Raw genomic sequence first — 16,034 nt, 5'->3', positions numbered from 1 at the left:
GGATTACATGTTTGGGATTGAACTTAAAGATGAAAAAATCTTTATTGGGACAATAGCTGTTTACTTAGTGAACTGGAAGAATGGTACTTGTCACGTTGGCGTTTCAATAGGTCCTGAATATCAAGGGAAAGGTTATGGAACTGATTCAATGCAAATACTGGTTGACTTTATTTTCAATTATATGAATGTAAATAAAGTCAAGCTCCAAGTGTTTAGTTACAACAAAAGAGCTATCGCTTCTTATGAAAAATGCGGATTTTCCGTAGAAGGGAATTTAAAAGAAGAATTATTTAGGTTCGGTAGTTACCATGACATTCATATTATGGGGTTACTTAGAAAAGATTGGGAAAACGAGAAAGCTTAAATGATACTTCAAAAGGCAGTTGAAGAAGCAATTTCTACTAAAAGAGCTAATTCTGATTGACTTTATTTTTATAATCCAAAAACCTCTACTGACAAATGGATTACCACACGCCAAACTGTTACAGTAATCGGTAATCATGTGTTTGCTAAGTAAAGAAATTTGTTTTTCTAGTTTTGGTGCAACAAATACATAATTTTAAAAAGGAAACAGAAACTTCGTTCTGTGCACGACCAACATTCATCCCCTCCCTACCGCATGGACTATGTCCTGCACGCGCTTGAGGAAGGGGATGAATGTTGGATTACTGTTAAATTATTTTACCTCTACTGTATAATTCCCTGTTCCACCGCCATATTTATATACACTCAAGTAATATTTCCCTGGCTTCGCATTATAATTTCCAAGTAATTTATTTCCGTCGCGTTTCGTTGCATATGCGGCATAATTATTTAAGTCTGATTCAGAATATAATACCCAATTCAGTCCAAGGTTCTGTTCATTCGTAACAGTAATCTGTAAATCTTTCGGATCCTTTACATCAATAACAAACCGGTCAACTTGATCTTGATCACTTAGGTTACCTCGTAATAACGTATTCAAAGATAGTGGATTCGCTTTATCAAATGTATCGTTCGGTTCTTTTTCTACAGTAGTATCTTCTTCGGTATTCACTCCGCTAAACACAACATCATATTCAAATTGTCCAGCGGCATTGACACGGTAATTCACGAAATAAGCAGTCAATGTTTTGTATCCGCTCCACTCTTTTTCGGAAAGATGTTTCAGCATATCATTTGTTGCTTGATTCATCGTTTTCCAGTCCTCTGTTTCTCCTTTTGACGCACTTCCTGTATATGTTCCTTGTAGTGTAAATGTATTAAAGAATTGTGATTTATTCTTTGTTACCTTCACATTGTTGAACTTTGCTTCATTTGTGATATCCGCTGCAACATCTGAAAGCGCTTTTGATTTATGCTCTGCTAAATAATCATCTGATACTTGCGGAATTGTATACTTATCACGATTATCAAAAAGCATTTGCATATAAGATTGGTAGTCTTCATTTAATTTATTGTCTTTACTTAATGCAGAGCGGTACGCATCGTAATTTGTTACATCATTTGCACGAATTAAATCATGCACTTTATCAAACATCTCAGGGCGATTATTATACATATAAGATTGCAATGCAAACGAATAGTTATAAAAATCCCATGTTCCATACTTCGCATTTAATGTTTGCTCTGCTGTGTATCGCTTAGCTGGATCATTAGATAATCCGCCAACTATACTTTTTCGCGGTACAACGCTATCTAATCGCGTTGAGCCTGCAAAGAACTCTGCATTTCCTTCTTCAAACCAAGTTAAGCGTTCATTTTGATACATATCACCTTGTCCCCATAATCCAGGAACTTCGTATCTTCCCTGTAAATAGTGTGTAAATTCATGACGGAATAATTCTTCTAAACTATAAATACTTTGCTGCGGTGTACGTTCATATGTAAAGAACGTTCCGATTCCTTCAATATAAATTCCGCCATTATTCGTTTCATAGCCGTACAATTGACGGTTAAATTGATATTCGTCCGGACTATTGTAGATGACCATTGTTAACACATCATCAGCATGTCCGTTTTCAAGCGGCTTATCGCTACCAACTGTACGATAAAATTGGGATCGCACTTCTTTTGCCGCCCAGTATAAACGTTTAATTTTCTCTTCACTAACTTTATCTCCCGCTTTAAAGACAATTGTTCCGTCATCAAACGTATACGTTTTCGGTAAATATTTCTTCTTACCATCTTCTCGAATTTGATCTAAATTTACTGTTTTTCCGTTCGCATCCACTCCACCATAATTTGTAGCAATTTGTTCTGCCGCAACAAAATATTGCTCTCCTAAATATGGATAAATCCGCATCGCTTCTGTAACAACTTGCTGTCCTTTTACCTGTGTACTATGAAGCTTACCAAATCGGCTAGCATAGTAAATTCCGTTATTAATTAACCATCCGTTTTTATCTGTTACCGTACCAATTAACGCAAAACGACTGATTTCATTAATAAAACTATCGATGTTTCGATACCACATCGTATCTTTTGGTTCCTTGCCCGTAGTATACATATACGACTGAACTTCATAATCAATTCCTTTCATCAAATCATATACAGCATTTCCTTTTGTGTAGTCTTCAATGAAAGTTGCAAGATTATCGTTGTATTGTTTGAAGATTTCACCGGCATATTGAATAACTTCAGCATCAGCTGATGCGTTTCCAATCAGCTTTCCATACGATGAAATAACTTTGTTTTGTTCCGATGTACCAAGTTTGAAATTTGGATTTTTTGCAATCGTTTTTAAAGCTGGTAAACATTTATCATGATAGCTACGCTCATTTAGTTTGCTTAATTCATCATGATAAAAACCTAAATAAAATGCCGCACGTAGAGCTTCTACTAATGTCTCAATTCCTTTTGAATCATCTTTCGTATAAGCTTGTCCTTGTTCTGCTAGTTTATCAATGATCGCTTGCATCCGGCTATCATCTTGATAGAATTTCAAACTATCATTATTAAACTGAAATAATTCCGGAATTTGATACCATTTAATTGTCACAAGAAGATCAGTTAATTGTTTGTTGCTTAATTGATTCAATTCAGCCATCGAATATTTTTTTTCTTCAACTAGCTGTTTAGCATTCTCTTTTGGCGCTGGCGGACGCTGCGATAAGTCTGCTAACTTTAACCGTTTTGTATATGATGCATTTTCCTGTACGTTCGAAGGATGTGCCAACTCATCAACGGATTTCTGTATTCCTACCGGTTCCATTTGTAATACATTCTTCGTATTTTTCTCTTTTGTCTCTGCTTGAATTTGCATTCCATTACATGATATCGTAACAAGCCCAACCCCAAGCATCAGTTTATAAAATTTCGAGTATTTCGCCATGCTATTGCCCCCTTTTAATAGTTTAAAAATTCAGACTATTTTAGAGTAAGTCATTCAATCTGTCTATATTAAACAACTTTCCTATTGATACTAGTAAAATTAGTGAGATAATGGTAGGTCACTTTTTTACTGTTAATAATACACCCTACTTATTTCTTAAATCCATTCCCCCTTCCTTAAATTTAATACAAGCAAAAACTGTGCCAATGTTGCATCTTATGATTAGGAAACAACCCTTTATTAATACTGTATAATAAAATATACACAAACAATTTAATGATGTATAAATTATTTGACATGAGATTCTTCCTTTATAAAAACACTTCCGGTGAAAATTCATTTTGTTTCCTTTCTTAAGTTGATGGCTATATAGCACTATCCCATTACCATCAAGTTAAGAAATTCATTGTTTCCAATTAATAGTATCCGTTTTTATGTAATTGTTATTGATTTTGAAAAAATAAAAAATCGCCTTATTAAAGGCGATTCATAATTTATTCATTTTGCATTCTTTTGATAAATAAGTATCTTTTAAAGTTAAATGTAATGTTCTACATTAACGTCTTTCTGGTTCTTTTTCTTTTTTTCTAAGACCGAATAAACCGACTAGTCCTAATAAACCAAGCCACGCCCAATTATTATTACCATCACGATGATTATTCAAATCATTTGTTGTATTCACATTTCGAGTTCTAGTATCATAATTAACTCTATTCATGTTATTGTCATTAACTCGAGTTGTAATATTATTATTGTTAACTCTATCCGTGTTATATCCATCGTATTCAGCATGGACGCTTGTACTAAAAACCATAATAGTTAGTAATAGGGCACCTAAAATAGATGACAGTTTTTTCTTCATAGTTTTCCCTCCTTTCATATTCAGTAATGTCTCCAGTTCCTTTAGACAATATTCGTTTGAAAATATATAAAACCATTTGAATTGATATTATGATAAACATCTTTAACTTTTATTATTAAAAGTACTGATAATAATGGATCAAGTCAATTGCTTTATATTTATAAGAATAAATTTTTTATAACAGTATATCCTATGAGCGGTAATTACTATATTTGGGTAAGGTGTTCCTTATGAGTTATAAGAACTTATTTTCTTTAATCTGGAACATGGTTAGGAAAATTTTTTCTATAGTAAGCATTTTTGTTAAGAGTTTAATTTCTTTAAGGAGGAATATTTTAATGGGTATTTTAAGTGGAAATCCGCAAAATGAACCAATGCACTACGGCGAAGTCTTTGGGATTTGGAGTTATCTTGCAGCGGCACAGGGAGCAATTGCTGGATATCAAGTTCTTATTAACCACACAGGAGACGAGGATTTAAAGAAATTTTTAGAAAATCTTGTAGAGAATGATATCCAATCAGAAGTTGAAGAATTAAAAAATTTATTAAAATTAAATGGAGTTGCATTACCACCAGCACCTCCAGAAAGACCGGTTGCATCTATTGAAACGATTCCTCCTGGTGCTCGTATTAATGATGCGGAAATTGCAACTAAAGTTTCCATAGATCTTGCTGCTGGTTTAGTAGCATGTAGTCAAGCTATGGGACAATCTCTTCGAGAAGATGTTGGAATGATGTTTGGTCAATTTCATATGAAAAAAGCACAAGCTGGAGCTATATTGCTTCGTCTGAATAAGAAAAAAGGTTGGATTATTCCGCCTCCATTACATGTTCTACAATCAGATCAAGCATAATACCTAAATAAAAATTCAATTTATTCTTTATGGCTGTTGCAGTGAGGTTGTCTAGGAAAATAAAGACTATTAGTGAATTAAAATAAGTGGCAGAGACGTGAAAACACCTTAACCAAACGTAATGAAATATGAAGCACACAACATGACTTGTCTATTTTTGAAGACCGTTATCCGAAGGGGTAGCGGTTTTTACTTTGTTTAAGTGAGGTGGTAGTTATGGAAAAACAGAGTCTTATTAACTTGATTAAAGTTGATAAACTTATGAAGTTCTATAAATCTAAAGAGTGGCGGCAGCTGAGACTCAAGGCTTTGCAGCGTGACAACTATGAATGTTGTATGTGCAGAGACAAAGGAAAGTATCGTAAAACTGATTGTGTTCATTATATTAAAGAAGTAAAGGAACATCCAGAACTTGCACTAACCTTTGATAACCTCAAGTCTCTTTGTAATCAATGTCACAACGAAGTACATGATCGTTTAAAAAGTACCAAAAACAGCCGTTTATGGGACTTTATTTATTACCACTGTACAGCTACATCTATTTTATTTTTTACTTTTAGAAGGTATTATACCTGTAAAACTAGAAGGTAGAACAATATACTTTTGTCGGGAGTGATTTCATATGAAAATACTAGAACATGAAACGTAACAACCGTATATTGTAATTAGAGGTCCTCCTCCCGTTTATTATATTCACCCTATTTCGAATATAATAAACAGGAGGATTTAACATGAAGAATGATAAATTATTTTTCACCTTATTAGAAAATGCAAACGCAAGCTTTACTGGATGGGATTTTTCCTTTATTACAGAAACTGGTCGTATGAAGAGTCAATTACTTTCTTGGTCCTACGGTAGCATGGCCTTTTCCCTTATTCAAAACACGAATTCTATGCTTGATATGGGAACAGGCGGTGGAGAATTCTTATCCATGTTAAGACCATTCCCTTCTTCTATTTATGCGACTGAAGGGTATTCTCCAAATATCCCATTAGCAAAAAAGAATTTAGAACCTTTAGGTGTAAAGGTTGTAGAAGTAACCAATGATGAGACTTTACCATTTGATGATGGACAATTCGATTTGATTTTAAATCAACACGAATCCTACTCTGTTTCCGAAGTAAAAAGGATCCTTTCTCCAAATGGCATCTTTCTTACGCAGCAAGTAGGTGGCTTAGATTGTGCGGAAATCAATGAAGCACTAGGGACACCACTCAATTCTGAATTTACAAATTGGAATTTAGAAACTGCTCTAAGTGAGCTCGAGCAACATGGTTTTAAAGTTTTAACATATAAAGAAGAGTTTCCCGTTCAAAGGTTTTATGATATCGGTGCTTTAGTCTATTATTTACAAGCAATTCCTTGGCAAGTTCCTGATTTTAAAACTGAAACATATGTAAATGAATTATACAAAATACATCAACTTATCCTACAAAAAGGGTATTTTGATGTGAAACAACACCGATTTTTTATTAAAACGATAAGAATATCATAATAAAAGAGTCCTAACAGGTATGCTCCATTACCTGTTAGGACTCTTTTTCGGATGAATTGTTATTCTAAAATCTTAGCTTTAGAAAAAGGATAATACACAAATTCTACTTTCCCTATAACACTAGATTAATCAATATACCCAAGACCATTCCGACTATCTTTACTATGAGAGCGGTTATCTCCCATTACAAAAAAAATTTTTGGAGGAATTCGCGTTTTTTTATACTCTAAAAATACTTCGGATTTATGAAATAACTCTCTATTTATATATTGCTCATCTTGTTCTTTATCATTTACATATAGTGTGCCATTTTCCATCTTTATTGTTTCGCCTGGTAGTCCAATTACTCTCTTCACATAATATTTAGAGTCGTCCGCGTTTTTTATCACAACTATCTCCCCATGTTGCAGAGGGGGGAAATGCGCAGCAACTTTATTTACAAACACATAATCTTCCTCTTGTAAGGTTGGCTGCATCGATTTCCCTTCTACTTTACACAATGTAAAAGACTGAATCATAACAATTATAACGAATACAAGCAAAATATGTTTGCCCCACTCTTTTCTAGTAATCTGCTCCATGACTTTCCTTCATCCCCTAAAATACCTCACTGTCCTGTTATTCTATGTAAATGTAAAAATCTTTTATTGCTGTTTATTCGGCTGTTCCATAGGTACTGGATTTCCACCGACTCTTTTCACTTTCAAATCAAAATATGCGTCTAAAATTTCTCTTCCAATTTTAGAATTAATCCCTGATTTATCATCGTTTACCCATGGTACAACAACAGAAAATGCAACTTCTGGATCAGAGTCATAAGGTGCGTAACCAGCTAAGGTTAAATTATAACACTTTTTTCTATCTCCATTTTCATCCTTACCTATATTACTATCACCACCATACACTGTTTCTGCTGTTCCTGTTTTTCCAGCAGGTTTATACGGTAGATTTTGAAAGTGTGCTACACCGGTTCCATCGCCTTCTTGAAACACTTTCTTAAATCCTTCTTTCACTTGATTAATATAGGATATGTCCATATCTACACGATTTAAGATGACCGGTTCCATTGATTGAACTACCTTGCCTATATCCTCAGCTTTATTCGGTTGCTCTCTAATTTCTTGTACAATTTGTGGTTTCATACGATAACCACCATTCGCAATCGTCGAAATATATTGCGCAAGCTGAAGCGGTGTATATGTATCATATTGACCGATTGAATAATCAAGTAAGAATCCTGGTGTATTATCTTTTCTTCCCCGTTGTCCCGCAGTCTCATTGGGTAAATCAATCCCCGTTGGAACGCCTAAACCAAATTGCCCAAAATGATAACGCATTTTATTAAAAACTTCTTGTTTAATATTTAACGGACTATTCGGTACGTAATCAATCCCCGCAATCTTTAAAGCTGTGTTAAACATATATACGTTAGAAGATACTTGTAAAGCTCTGACATCATCAATATCACCAAAATCTTTCCATGATTTCTTTGCTTTTGTTGTCCCTTTAAATGTCATCGGTGCATCGTAAAAATGAGTAAATGGCTTAATCGCACCCGTTTGATAACCTGTTAGTAGCGTAGCTCCCTTGACTGTTGAACCTAATTCATATGAACTTGTCATTGTACCAAGGGCATAATCCTCTACTTGAATATTTCCATCTTTATTTACTAGTTTTTTTCCTGAAATTGATAAAAGTTGTCCATTTTTAGGATTCATCATTACCACAAAGGCACGATCCAACATTGGTTCTACAGCTTTGAACGCCATTAAGTTTTTTTCAATGCTTTCCTCAACTTTCTTTTGCAATTCCATATCAATTGTTAGCATTAAATTATTGCCACTTCTCCCTTTCGTAATTTGTTCAGTACGAAGTATTTTCCCTTCTTTATCTGTAATATTTTTCGATTGTGCTTTCATACCGTGTAGGGCATCTTCGTATTGCTTTTCAATATAACTCTTTCCAATCCGATCATTGCGGTTATAATCACGAACTAAATAATAATCTAATTGCTCTTTCGGTAGTCCTTCATCAGCACTTGAAACGTTTCCAAGTACTGAACGAAGTATTTTATCATATGGATACTCACGTTCCCAATCTACGGTCGTATCCACACCTGGAAGATTTGCTAAATTTTCACTAATTACTGCATATTCTTCTGGTTTTACATCTTTTTTTATTATTTTAGGAGTCATATTATATCCTGCATTCATTTTACTTTTAATAGCTAATACTTCTATATCTTGTGGGGTAAGTTCATTTAACTCTTCCGCTGTAATTCGCTCACGTCTAATTTCTTCCACCTTTTTATCTAATTCTTTTCTCTCCATTTTTTTTGCTCTTAATTTATTTTCATCCTCCTTTGTAACCTTTTCTGCTGCACGTTTCTTATGTAATTGCATCCAAAAATCTTTCTTATCTACCTCTGTTAACTTATTTATAGCCTCCTGCGGCATTTCAATCATCTTCGCAAGTTGTCTTGCCGTATTTAAAATCTCTTCTGAATTAACACCTTTCACTTTTGTATATGTAATTGTCCGTAATGGTTTATTATCAACAATCGAGTGGCCTTCTCGATCAAAAATTTTCCCACGTGGAACGGGAGTACTAACCGTTAAATCTCCCTTTTTTTCCACCTCATTTTTATAAGTCTCACCATCAATAATTTGAACCTTACCTAATTGAACAATAACAGTTGAAAACATAAGAAATACAAAGAAAAACAACACATTTAATCGGAAAGGAATATGGGTTTTCTTTTTCCGTTTCTTTTTCTGTTCTTCCTTTTTCTGTTCTTTCTTTTTCATTATGCTCTCCTCTTTCTATGGTCTAAAGTATCTTTATCTCATAAATAACAAAAATTAAACCATACTTTCTCATCTGGATATAAAAATCTCCTCTATTAATAATATTAAAGCACATAGATAATATAATTTATAGTATTTTTAAAGAAAATTTAGAAAATTTAAGCTCCAAAAAAAACGAGATAAATACCTCTTATCTCGTTTTTCCTACATCATTTAAAATTGATCTACAAACTGTCCAATTTTTTGCTGAAAGATATAATCAAAATAATACTCTTGACCCGTTAACTCTTCATTCACTAAAATTGTTGTTGCCTCTACTTCTCTTTTTGCAATTTGCGGGAACGATGCAACTGGCTGCACTTTTAACGAAGTTCCCATAACAAGTAATACATCYGTTTCATATAAACGYTKTATTGCATTTTGATATTGTGGTAAYGTATCWCCRTATAAAACRACATCTGGATTTAAAATAAAATTACATGTTTCACATCGTGGTACCTCATGGCCTATCATATATTGCAAATCATATTTCGTTTTGCATTTTGGACAATGAGCCGTTTGGAGTGTACCATGCAAATCTATTACATGCTTACTCCCTCCTAATTGGTGCAGACCATCAATGTTTTGTGTTAACACCACAATATCTTTTCCTTGCTCTTCTATACTTGCTAAAAATTGATGCCCACGGTTTGGTTTGTATTGATGGAAAGTATTAATTTGAAATATTTCTTTGTAATGCTTCCAAAATTCTTTTGGATTACGGTTATAATACCCTCTAGATAAGTACATTTCAACTTTAGCATCTGCATATAAACCATTGGCTGAGCGAAAATCAGGAATGCCACTTTCTGTACTTGCACCAGCACCTGTTAATACCGTAATCTTATTTGCTTTTTCTATAACAGAACGAACTTCTTCATATTGCTGCATTGCTCTCACCTCTATGTATAATCCTTCCTTTATTATAACATTTGTCCATAGCAGGCGTTATACTTTTGCTTAGTGTGTGGTCCCGCCACATTCTATAATATCCGTTTCTACCTCTAATGCGACCCGTACCAATAATTCAATTCCAGTTGTAATAGTTGAAAGCGACATACTCGGTTGTCCAGGATGTTTACTTGCTTGCTCTGGCAAAAATGGAATATGTATAAAACCACCACGAACCCCGTTTTCACTTTTTGCTAAAATGTCCATAAGTCCATAAAAGAGATGATTACAAACAAATGTACCTGCAGTTTGAGAAACAGAAGCTGGTATTCCTTCTTCCCGAAGTTTTTTTACAGTAGCTTTTATAGGAAGTGTAGACCAATACGCAACGGGCCCCCCTTCTACAATAGATACATCAACCGGTTGGTTTCCTTCATTGTCAGTGATTCTTGCATCATCTACATTTATTGCAACTCGTTCCACTGTAATATCTGGACGTCCTCCTGCTTGCCCGATACATATAACAAGCTCCGGTTCTATTTCTTCCATATAAGACTTTAACACTTGTAATGATTTATGAAACACAGTTGGAACTTGTTTACTAACAATCTTGTAATCTCCAAAGCTTTGTCCATCAAGCTGCTTTGCAACTTCCCAGGCAGGATTAATCTCCTCTCCACCAAAAGGTTCGAACCCTGTTAACAATACTGTCTTCATCATTCCCACTCCTTACTAAAATCGATATACGAGCCCATACATGATGAACATATTAATAACAAAAATGGTAATAGCAATTGGTGCTTGGGCTTTAATTACCGCATTTTTATCTTTTAATTCTAATAGCATTGCTGGTACAATATTAAAATTTGCAGCCATTGGTGTTATCAATGTACCGCAGTACCCTGCAAACATTCCAAGCGCGGCCATGATCGCTGGATTACCACCATGCATTTGAACGATAAGCGGTAAACCAATTCCTCCTGTAATAACAGCAAATGCGGCAAAGGCATTCCCCATTACAACTGTAAACAACATCATACCTAAACAATATGCCATAACAGCAACGAATGGATACTCTGTCGGCAATACTTGTCCTACTAAATCTGAGACAACTTGACCCACACCAGACTTTGCAAAAATACCGCCAAGCGCAGCTAACATTTGTGGTAAAATAACTGCCCAGCCGACAGCTTGTAATAATCTGCTTCCCTCTTGTACAGGGGCTGTTATTTTTGCTTTTGTGATTCCCATTGCTGCTACAAAAGCAAGCAATGCCCCAAGAGCTAATGCAATTAATGTGACTTTCTCAGGATCAACAAGAAATACATTTCCAAACTTTAGCTTTCCTAAAGTTAAAGTACCAATAATCGTAAAAATAGGAATTAAAATAGCGGGCATAAAAATTTTATTTCTCAGTTTTTCTGCATGTTTCACTCGTTCTTCAGTAGGTGCTTCTTTTTCATCGGACTTCGTTACTTTATTCAATGATGCTAAAATGACCATCGCTAATACAATACAACCGATATAAAATGATGGAATCATATTTCCAAATAAAAATGTAATAGAAAATAATGCCCAAAATAAACTAGAACCAAAGCGATTTGGATGTTGACGATCAAAAGCGACACGAATCGCGACAAAGGCAACAATAATACCTAATAAATAATAGATTGTATCAAGTGTAATAATATTCATCCTATATCGCCTCCTTTTGTTGGCTTTCTTCTTTTTTCATCGTTTTTTCAATATACTTATCGAATTGTTTAAAACGAATCCAACTTACAATAAAAGCTGAGATTGCCGTAGGAATTCCCCAAAGCGCCATATCCCACACACCAACATGCATWCCTACWGAATCGAAGAATCCTTTCATTAATAAAATCGCTCCTGTTGCGATTAAAATATCTTCWCCRAAAAACCACGCYGTATTTTCAGCWGCCGCTGCATTCGCTTTAATCTTTTCTTTTAATTTTTCTGGTAGTTTTCCATAACGTCCATGAGCTGCACCTTCTGCCATCGGTGCAACAAGAGGCCTTACTGTTTGAGCATGTCCCCCAATATTTAGTCCTACCGCTGCCGAAGCCTCACGAATTGTAAAATATGACATTAATACTCTACCAGTCGTTGCTCCCTTAGATTTTGATATCAATGCTTCTGCACGTTCCTTCAGCCCATATCGTTCTAAAATTCCAATTACAGGCAAAGTTAATAATATTGGCATAGACATATATCGGTTTTCTATAAAAAACTTTCCAAACATACTTATGACATCATAAAAACTCATCCCCGCAACCATACCAGTAACAATTCCTGCAACCATTACAACCAATAACGTATTAAGGCGAAATAAAAATCCAACAGCTACAAGCAATATTCCAATTAGTTTCAACATCTATGTATCTCCTCCTTATTCTACTTTGGTGCACAAATAGAAACATTATTTAATCTAAATGTTCTGTATATTCTTTCTGCAAATTGAACTGCATGCTCACCATCACCGTGTATGCAAATTGTTTGTGCATCGATATTGATAATCTTTCCACCAACTGCTTTTACATTTCTTTCCTTAACCATCTGCAACACTTGTTCAATTGCTATATCTTCATTTTTTATGAGTGCATTTTCTTCTGTTCGGCTTGTTAATGTTCCATCTAATTGATACGTACGATCGGCAAATGCTTCCTGCACGAGTTTCAGTTCATATTTTTCAGCTGCTTGTATAAATTTACTATTCGCTAATCCATACAGAAATAAATCTGGATTTATATGATAAATTGCTTTTGCAATTGCATCCGCAATCTCTTGATCAGTGGCTGCCATATTATAAAGTGCACCGTGCGGTTTTACATGATGCATCCTTCCTCCTGCCGCTCTTATAAATCCATCTAATGCCCCTATTTGATATAAAACATAATCATAGACCTCTTCTGGCGAAATATACATCATTCTTCTACCAAATCCAATTAAGTCCGGAAACCCTGGATGTGCTCCTATTTCCACATTGTGGTACAATGCTTTTTCAACAGTTTGACGCATGACAGTTGGATCACCAGCATGAAAACCGCATGCAATATTTACTGATGAAACAAACGGAAGAATTTTATCATCGTTTCCTATCTTATATGCACCAAATCCTTCTCCTAAATCACAATTTAAGTCAACGGTAACCATACGCTATCTCTCCTCCTGCTTTACGCTTGTAAAGCGATGAACTTCTTTAATAGATTCATATTTTGTTCTTGCTCGATGTAAAGCTCCGTCGCTTCTGTTATAGAAGTCTTTGCAAACGTGACATAATCACCTGGTTTCAATTGCGCAAGAATAGGTAAATCAACTGATATGACATTACCAATTAGCGGATATCCACCTGTCGTTTGTCTATCTGCCATTAAGATGATTGGATGACCACCAGATGGCACTTGGATTGTTCCAAATGTAACTGCACTTGATAGAATCTCAGATTGTTCTATTCTTTTTAATTTTTCACCTTCAAATCGATAGCCCATACGGTCAGCATAATTGGAAACTTTATATTCCTTTGTAAAAAACGACTCTAAACTCTCGCTCTTAAATTGATCCCATTCAAAACCTGGAATAACACGAATGATTGGGCTGCGACTATATTTGGGTAGAACATGATTACATATACCCCAACATGTTTCTATTCTGCCTTCATCCATCAATTTCTTTATCATACAAGTAGCAAATTTTGATGGYGTACCAATTTGAAAAAGGTCGCCCTTTTTAAGCGCTCGTCCTTCTAGCCCACCTATAGCTGCTTTTACATATGTACTTTTGCTTCCCATACTACTTGCAACATCAATTCCACCTGCAAATGTCACATATGTCCTACACCCAAACTGCGTCTTCCCGAAGCAAAGCATGCTACCTTCTTTCGCTGAAACTGGTCGCCACAATGGAATGGGTTCTCCATTTAACAGAGGCTCCATATTCGCACCACCAATTGCTAGCAATGTCGTTTTCTTTATAAGAAGCTTTGGTCCCATCATTGTAATTTCTAATCCAGCTTCATTCTCTTCATTTCCAACTAACATATTTATCACTCTTAATGCTGCCTGATCCATAGCACCGCCAACAGGCACACCATATTGTTGATAGTGATACCTTCCTAAATCTTGAACAGTTGTAAACATCCCAGCATGTAAAACCTCAACATTCATTTCCTAGCTCCCTCCATAACCAGGTACTCTTCCTCTGTTATTGGGATAAAACGTAAATACATTCCGCTCTGCACATATGTAGGCTTTTCTTCATTTGGCTGAAACAACGCAATCGGTGTTCGGCCAATAATATTCCAGCCGCCTGGTGTTTCTAATGGATATATTCCAGTTTGACTTCCACCAATTCCAACTGAACCAGGTGTTATTTGTAAACGTGGTGTTTGCTTTCTAGGTGTTTCTAGCTCTTTGGGCATACCACCCAAATATGGAAAGCCTGGTGTAAATCCTAACATATAAACAAAATAAGTCACTTCACTATGAAGACGAATCACCTCACTTGCACATAACCCATGATACGCCGCAACTTCTTCTAAATCAGGTCCATATTTCCCGCCATAACAAACTGGAATTGAAATACAATCATATTGTTTTTGTGTTTTATTTTGATTATGACTAAACAATCGCTTCATGTATTCACATACAAACTCATACGGTACTACCTTTCTTTCATTTTTCCTCCATAACTTATATACATCATAGTAAACCGTTAAAGAAGTAAAAGAAGGTACACACTCAACCATTCCAAGAAATGGATTCCCCTTTAATAGTCGGTGTAAATTTTGCACTTTTTCATATATATCCAAATCAATTTTTTCTCCAAACGTAACAACAACTGCTTGATCCCCTAGTGCTGAAAATTTCATCATATACCTTCCTTTTCACCTATCCAGCCAAGTTCTTTCGAAATTTGATACGCTGTTTCTTTTACTTTTGTAATAAAGTTTGGAATTGTCGATTCATTATACTCTATTTCTAATCCCGAAATACTAATACCAGCTATTACACTACCATCACTTGCAAAAATAGGGGCTGCAATTGCAGCTGTATGATTCTCAAGTTCCGAATAACTTATCGTATATCCTTCTCTTTTAGCCTTACATAATAGGCTTTGCAACTCTTCTTTATCCACTATCGTTCCATCTGCAAATCGTTGTAATTGCACTTTCTCTATATACTGCATTTGATCGTCTTCCGAAAAATACGAAAGTAAAATACGCGGACATGCTCCGGCATATAAAGGAGCTCGCCGTCCTATCTCTGTGTATACTCTTACTGGTTGATCTCCATCCATTTTTTCAATATAAATTGCCTCATTCGCATCTTGAATAATTAAATTGACAGCTTGACCAAGAGAGTCTCTAAGCTTTTTCATATATGGCTTTGCAATATTTCGTACTGACAATCGCTTCGAAACGAGTTGACCGAACCTTAAAAATACTAATCCAAGCCTATATGTTCCCCTTGTTGTCTTTTGTAAAAATCCCATTTCTTCAAGCGAACCAATTAAACGGTATACAGATGTTTTAGGCATTCCAGTCTGATGAACCATTTCCGTTAACGTTAGCTCTTCATGTCCATAAAATAGTTCTAAAATATCCATCGTCTTTACTGCCGTTTTATTTACACTCATCCTAGCTCCCCTAAGTTCCGTAATTCGGAACAATAATTCCGTTTTTTGAAACAAATATATAATTTAAAATTATAAAATATTCTTTCTATTTAAACAATATTTTTCTCAAATAAAAAAAGC

Annotated in this window: 14 protein-coding genes and 3 pseudogenes; 5 read left to right on the top strand and 12 right to left on the bottom strand. The window is 35.0% G+C overall.

Annotated elements, in window-relative coordinates; genetic code table 11:
- Both AC1DIT_RS17665 and AC1DIT_RS17660 read left to right on the top strand, forming a co-directional pair.
- A partial coding sequence (locus tag AC1DIT_RS17665) for a GNAT family N-acetyltransferase (protein WP_476998325.1) occupies window positions 1–364 on the top strand: 364 nt, incomplete at its 5' end.
- A gap of 15 nt (window positions 365–379) precedes the next feature.
- Window positions 380–517: pseudogene (locus AC1DIT_RS17660) on the top strand (cell wall hydrolase); the annotation flags it as partial.
- A 159-nt stretch (window positions 518–676) separates the two neighbouring features.
- Here the strand turns inward: AC1DIT_RS17660 and AC1DIT_RS17655 are convergent.
- Together AC1DIT_RS17655 and AC1DIT_RS17650 are read right to left on the bottom strand one after the other, a co-directional pair.
- Window positions 677–3,313: a collagenase gene (locus AC1DIT_RS17655; protein WP_016115309.1), complete on the bottom strand. Its 2,637-nt coding sequence runs from the start codon at window positions 3,311–3,313 to the stop codon at window positions 677–679.
- Between the two features lie 556 nt (window positions 3,314–3,869).
- Complete coding sequence (locus AC1DIT_RS17650; protein WP_016115310.1) at window positions 3,870–4,175, bottom strand: WGxxGxxG family protein; 306 nt, start codon at window positions 4,173–4,175, stop codon at window positions 3,870–3,872.
- 338 nt (window positions 4,176–4,513) lie between these two features.
- Here AC1DIT_RS17650 and AC1DIT_RS17645 point away from each other — a divergent pair, with 338 nt between their 5' ends.
- From AC1DIT_RS17645 to AC1DIT_RS17635, 3 genes and pseudogenes are all read left to right on the top strand, one after another.
- Entirely contained in the window at window positions 4,514–5,029 is a 516-nt protein-coding gene (locus AC1DIT_RS17645) for a DUF3231 family protein (protein WP_016115311.1), read from the top strand.
- A gap of 216 nt (window positions 5,030–5,245) precedes the next feature.
- Window positions 5,246–5,512, top strand: a pseudogene (locus AC1DIT_RS17640) (HNH endonuclease); the annotation flags it as partial.
- Between the two features lie 248 nt (window positions 5,513–5,760).
- Window positions 5,761–6,525 carry a class I SAM-dependent methyltransferase gene (locus tag AC1DIT_RS17635; RefSeq protein WP_016133045.1) on the top strand — a complete coding sequence of 255 codons (765 nt, stop codon included), beginning with the start codon at window positions 5,761–5,763 and terminating at the stop codon, window positions 6,523–6,525.
- 59 nt (window positions 6,526–6,584) lie between these two features.
- Here AC1DIT_RS17635 and lepB read toward each other — a convergent pair.
- From lepB to AC1DIT_RS17585, 10 genes and pseudogenes are all read right to left on the bottom strand, one after another.
- Window positions 6,585–7,106, bottom strand: a pseudogene (lepB, locus tag AC1DIT_RS17630) (signal peptidase I).
- A gap of 63 nt (window positions 7,107–7,169) precedes the next feature.
- The gene (locus AC1DIT_RS17625) at window positions 7,170–9,332 is read right to left on the bottom strand and encodes a peptidoglycan D,D-transpeptidase FtsI family protein (protein ID WP_016115315.1); all 2,163 of its coding nucleotides are present in this window, start codon (window positions 9,330–9,332) and stop codon (window positions 7,170–7,172) included.
- Window positions 9,333–9,545: 213 nt separating this feature from the next.
- Entirely contained in the window at window positions 9,546–10,262 is a 717-nt protein-coding gene (locus AC1DIT_RS17620; protein WP_476998324.1) for an NAD-dependent protein deacylase, read from the bottom strand.
- A 69-nt stretch (window positions 10,263–10,331) separates the two neighbouring features.
- On the bottom strand, window positions 10,332–10,979 hold the full coding sequence (gene pcp / locus AC1DIT_RS17615; RefSeq protein WP_033671313.1) for a pyroglutamyl-peptidase I: 648 nt from the start codon (window positions 10,977–10,979) through the stop codon (window positions 10,332–10,334).
- 15 nt (window positions 10,980–10,994) lie between these two features.
- Entirely contained in the window at window positions 10,995–11,957 is a 963-nt protein-coding gene (locus AC1DIT_RS17610) for a DUF979 domain-containing protein (protein ID WP_016115318.1), read from the bottom strand.
- Between the two features lies 1 nt (window position 11,958).
- The gene (locus tag AC1DIT_RS17605) at window positions 11,959–12,654 is read right to left on the bottom strand and encodes a DUF969 domain-containing protein (protein WP_476998323.1); all 696 of its coding nucleotides are present in this window, start codon (window positions 12,652–12,654) and stop codon (window positions 11,959–11,961) included.
- A gap of 20 nt (window positions 12,655–12,674) precedes the next feature.
- Window positions 12,675–13,433, bottom strand: a complete 759-nt coding sequence (gene pxpA, locus AC1DIT_RS17600) for a 5-oxoprolinase subunit PxpA (protein ID WP_016115319.1) — start codon at window positions 13,431–13,433, stop codon at window positions 12,675–12,677.
- Between the two features lie 20 nt (window positions 13,434–13,453).
- Window positions 13,454–14,443, bottom strand: coding sequence for a 5-oxoprolinase subunit C family protein (locus tag AC1DIT_RS17595; RefSeq protein ID WP_016115320.1), 990 nt, complete (start codon window positions 14,441–14,443; stop codon window positions 13,454–13,456).
- Window positions 14,440–15,147: a 5-oxoprolinase subunit PxpB gene (gene pxpB / locus AC1DIT_RS17590; protein ID WP_033671314.1), complete on the bottom strand. Its 708-nt coding sequence runs from the start codon at window positions 15,145–15,147 to the stop codon at window positions 14,440–14,442. The genes AC1DIT_RS17595 and pxpB overlap by 4 nt, the downstream gene beginning before the upstream one ends.
- Window positions 15,147–15,914, bottom strand: a complete 768-nt coding sequence (locus tag AC1DIT_RS17585; RefSeq protein WP_016115322.1) for an IclR family transcriptional regulator — start codon at window positions 15,912–15,914, stop codon at window positions 15,147–15,149. The genes pxpB and AC1DIT_RS17585 overlap by 1 nt, the downstream gene beginning before the upstream one ends.
- Window positions 15,915–16,034: the final 120 nt, after the last annotated feature.

The sequence above is a fragment of the Bacillus sp. 05T22 genome, assembly GCF_056396765.1.
The sequence above is the reverse complement of the archived record's forward strand: the minus strand, read 5'-3'. Positions and strand labels throughout refer to the sequence as shown.

Bases quoted from the DNA above. Each gene is read 5' to 3' on its own strand.
- AC1DIT_RS17655 (WP_016115309.1), bottom strand. From the start codon at position 3,313: ATGGCGAAATACTCGAAATTTTATAAACTGATGCTTGGGGTTGGGCTT.
- AC1DIT_RS17650 (WP_016115310.1), bottom strand. From the start codon at position 4,175: ATGAAGAAAAAACTGTCATCTATTTTAGGTGCCCTATTACTAACTATT.
- AC1DIT_RS17645 (WP_016115311.1), top strand. From the start codon at position 4,514: ATGGGTATTTTAAGTGGAAATCCGCAAAATGAACCAATGCACTACGGC.
- AC1DIT_RS17635 (WP_016133045.1), top strand. From the start codon at position 5,761: ATGAAGAATGATAAATTATTTTTCACCTTATTAGAAAATGCAAACGCA.
- AC1DIT_RS17625 (WP_016115315.1), bottom strand. From the start codon at position 9,332: ATGAAAAAGAAAGAACAGAAAAAGGAAGAACAGAAAAAGAAACGGAAA.
- pcp (WP_033671313.1), bottom strand. From the start codon at position 10,979: ATGAAGACAGTATTGTTAACAGGGTTCGAACCTTTTGGTGGAGAGGAG.
- AC1DIT_RS17610 (WP_016115318.1), bottom strand. From the start codon at position 11,957: ATGAATATTATTACACTTGATACAATCTATTATTTATTAGGTATTATT.
- pxpA (WP_016115319.1), bottom strand. From the start codon at position 13,433: ATGGTTACCGTTGACTTAAATTGTGATTTAGGAGAAGGATTTGGTGCA.
- pxpB (WP_033671314.1), bottom strand. From the start codon at position 15,147: ATGAAATTTTCAGCACTAGGGGATCAAGCAGTTGTTGTTACGTTTGGA.
- AC1DIT_RS17585 (WP_016115322.1), bottom strand. From the start codon at position 15,914: ATGAGTGTAAATAAAACGGCAGTAAAGACGATGGATATTTTAGAACTA.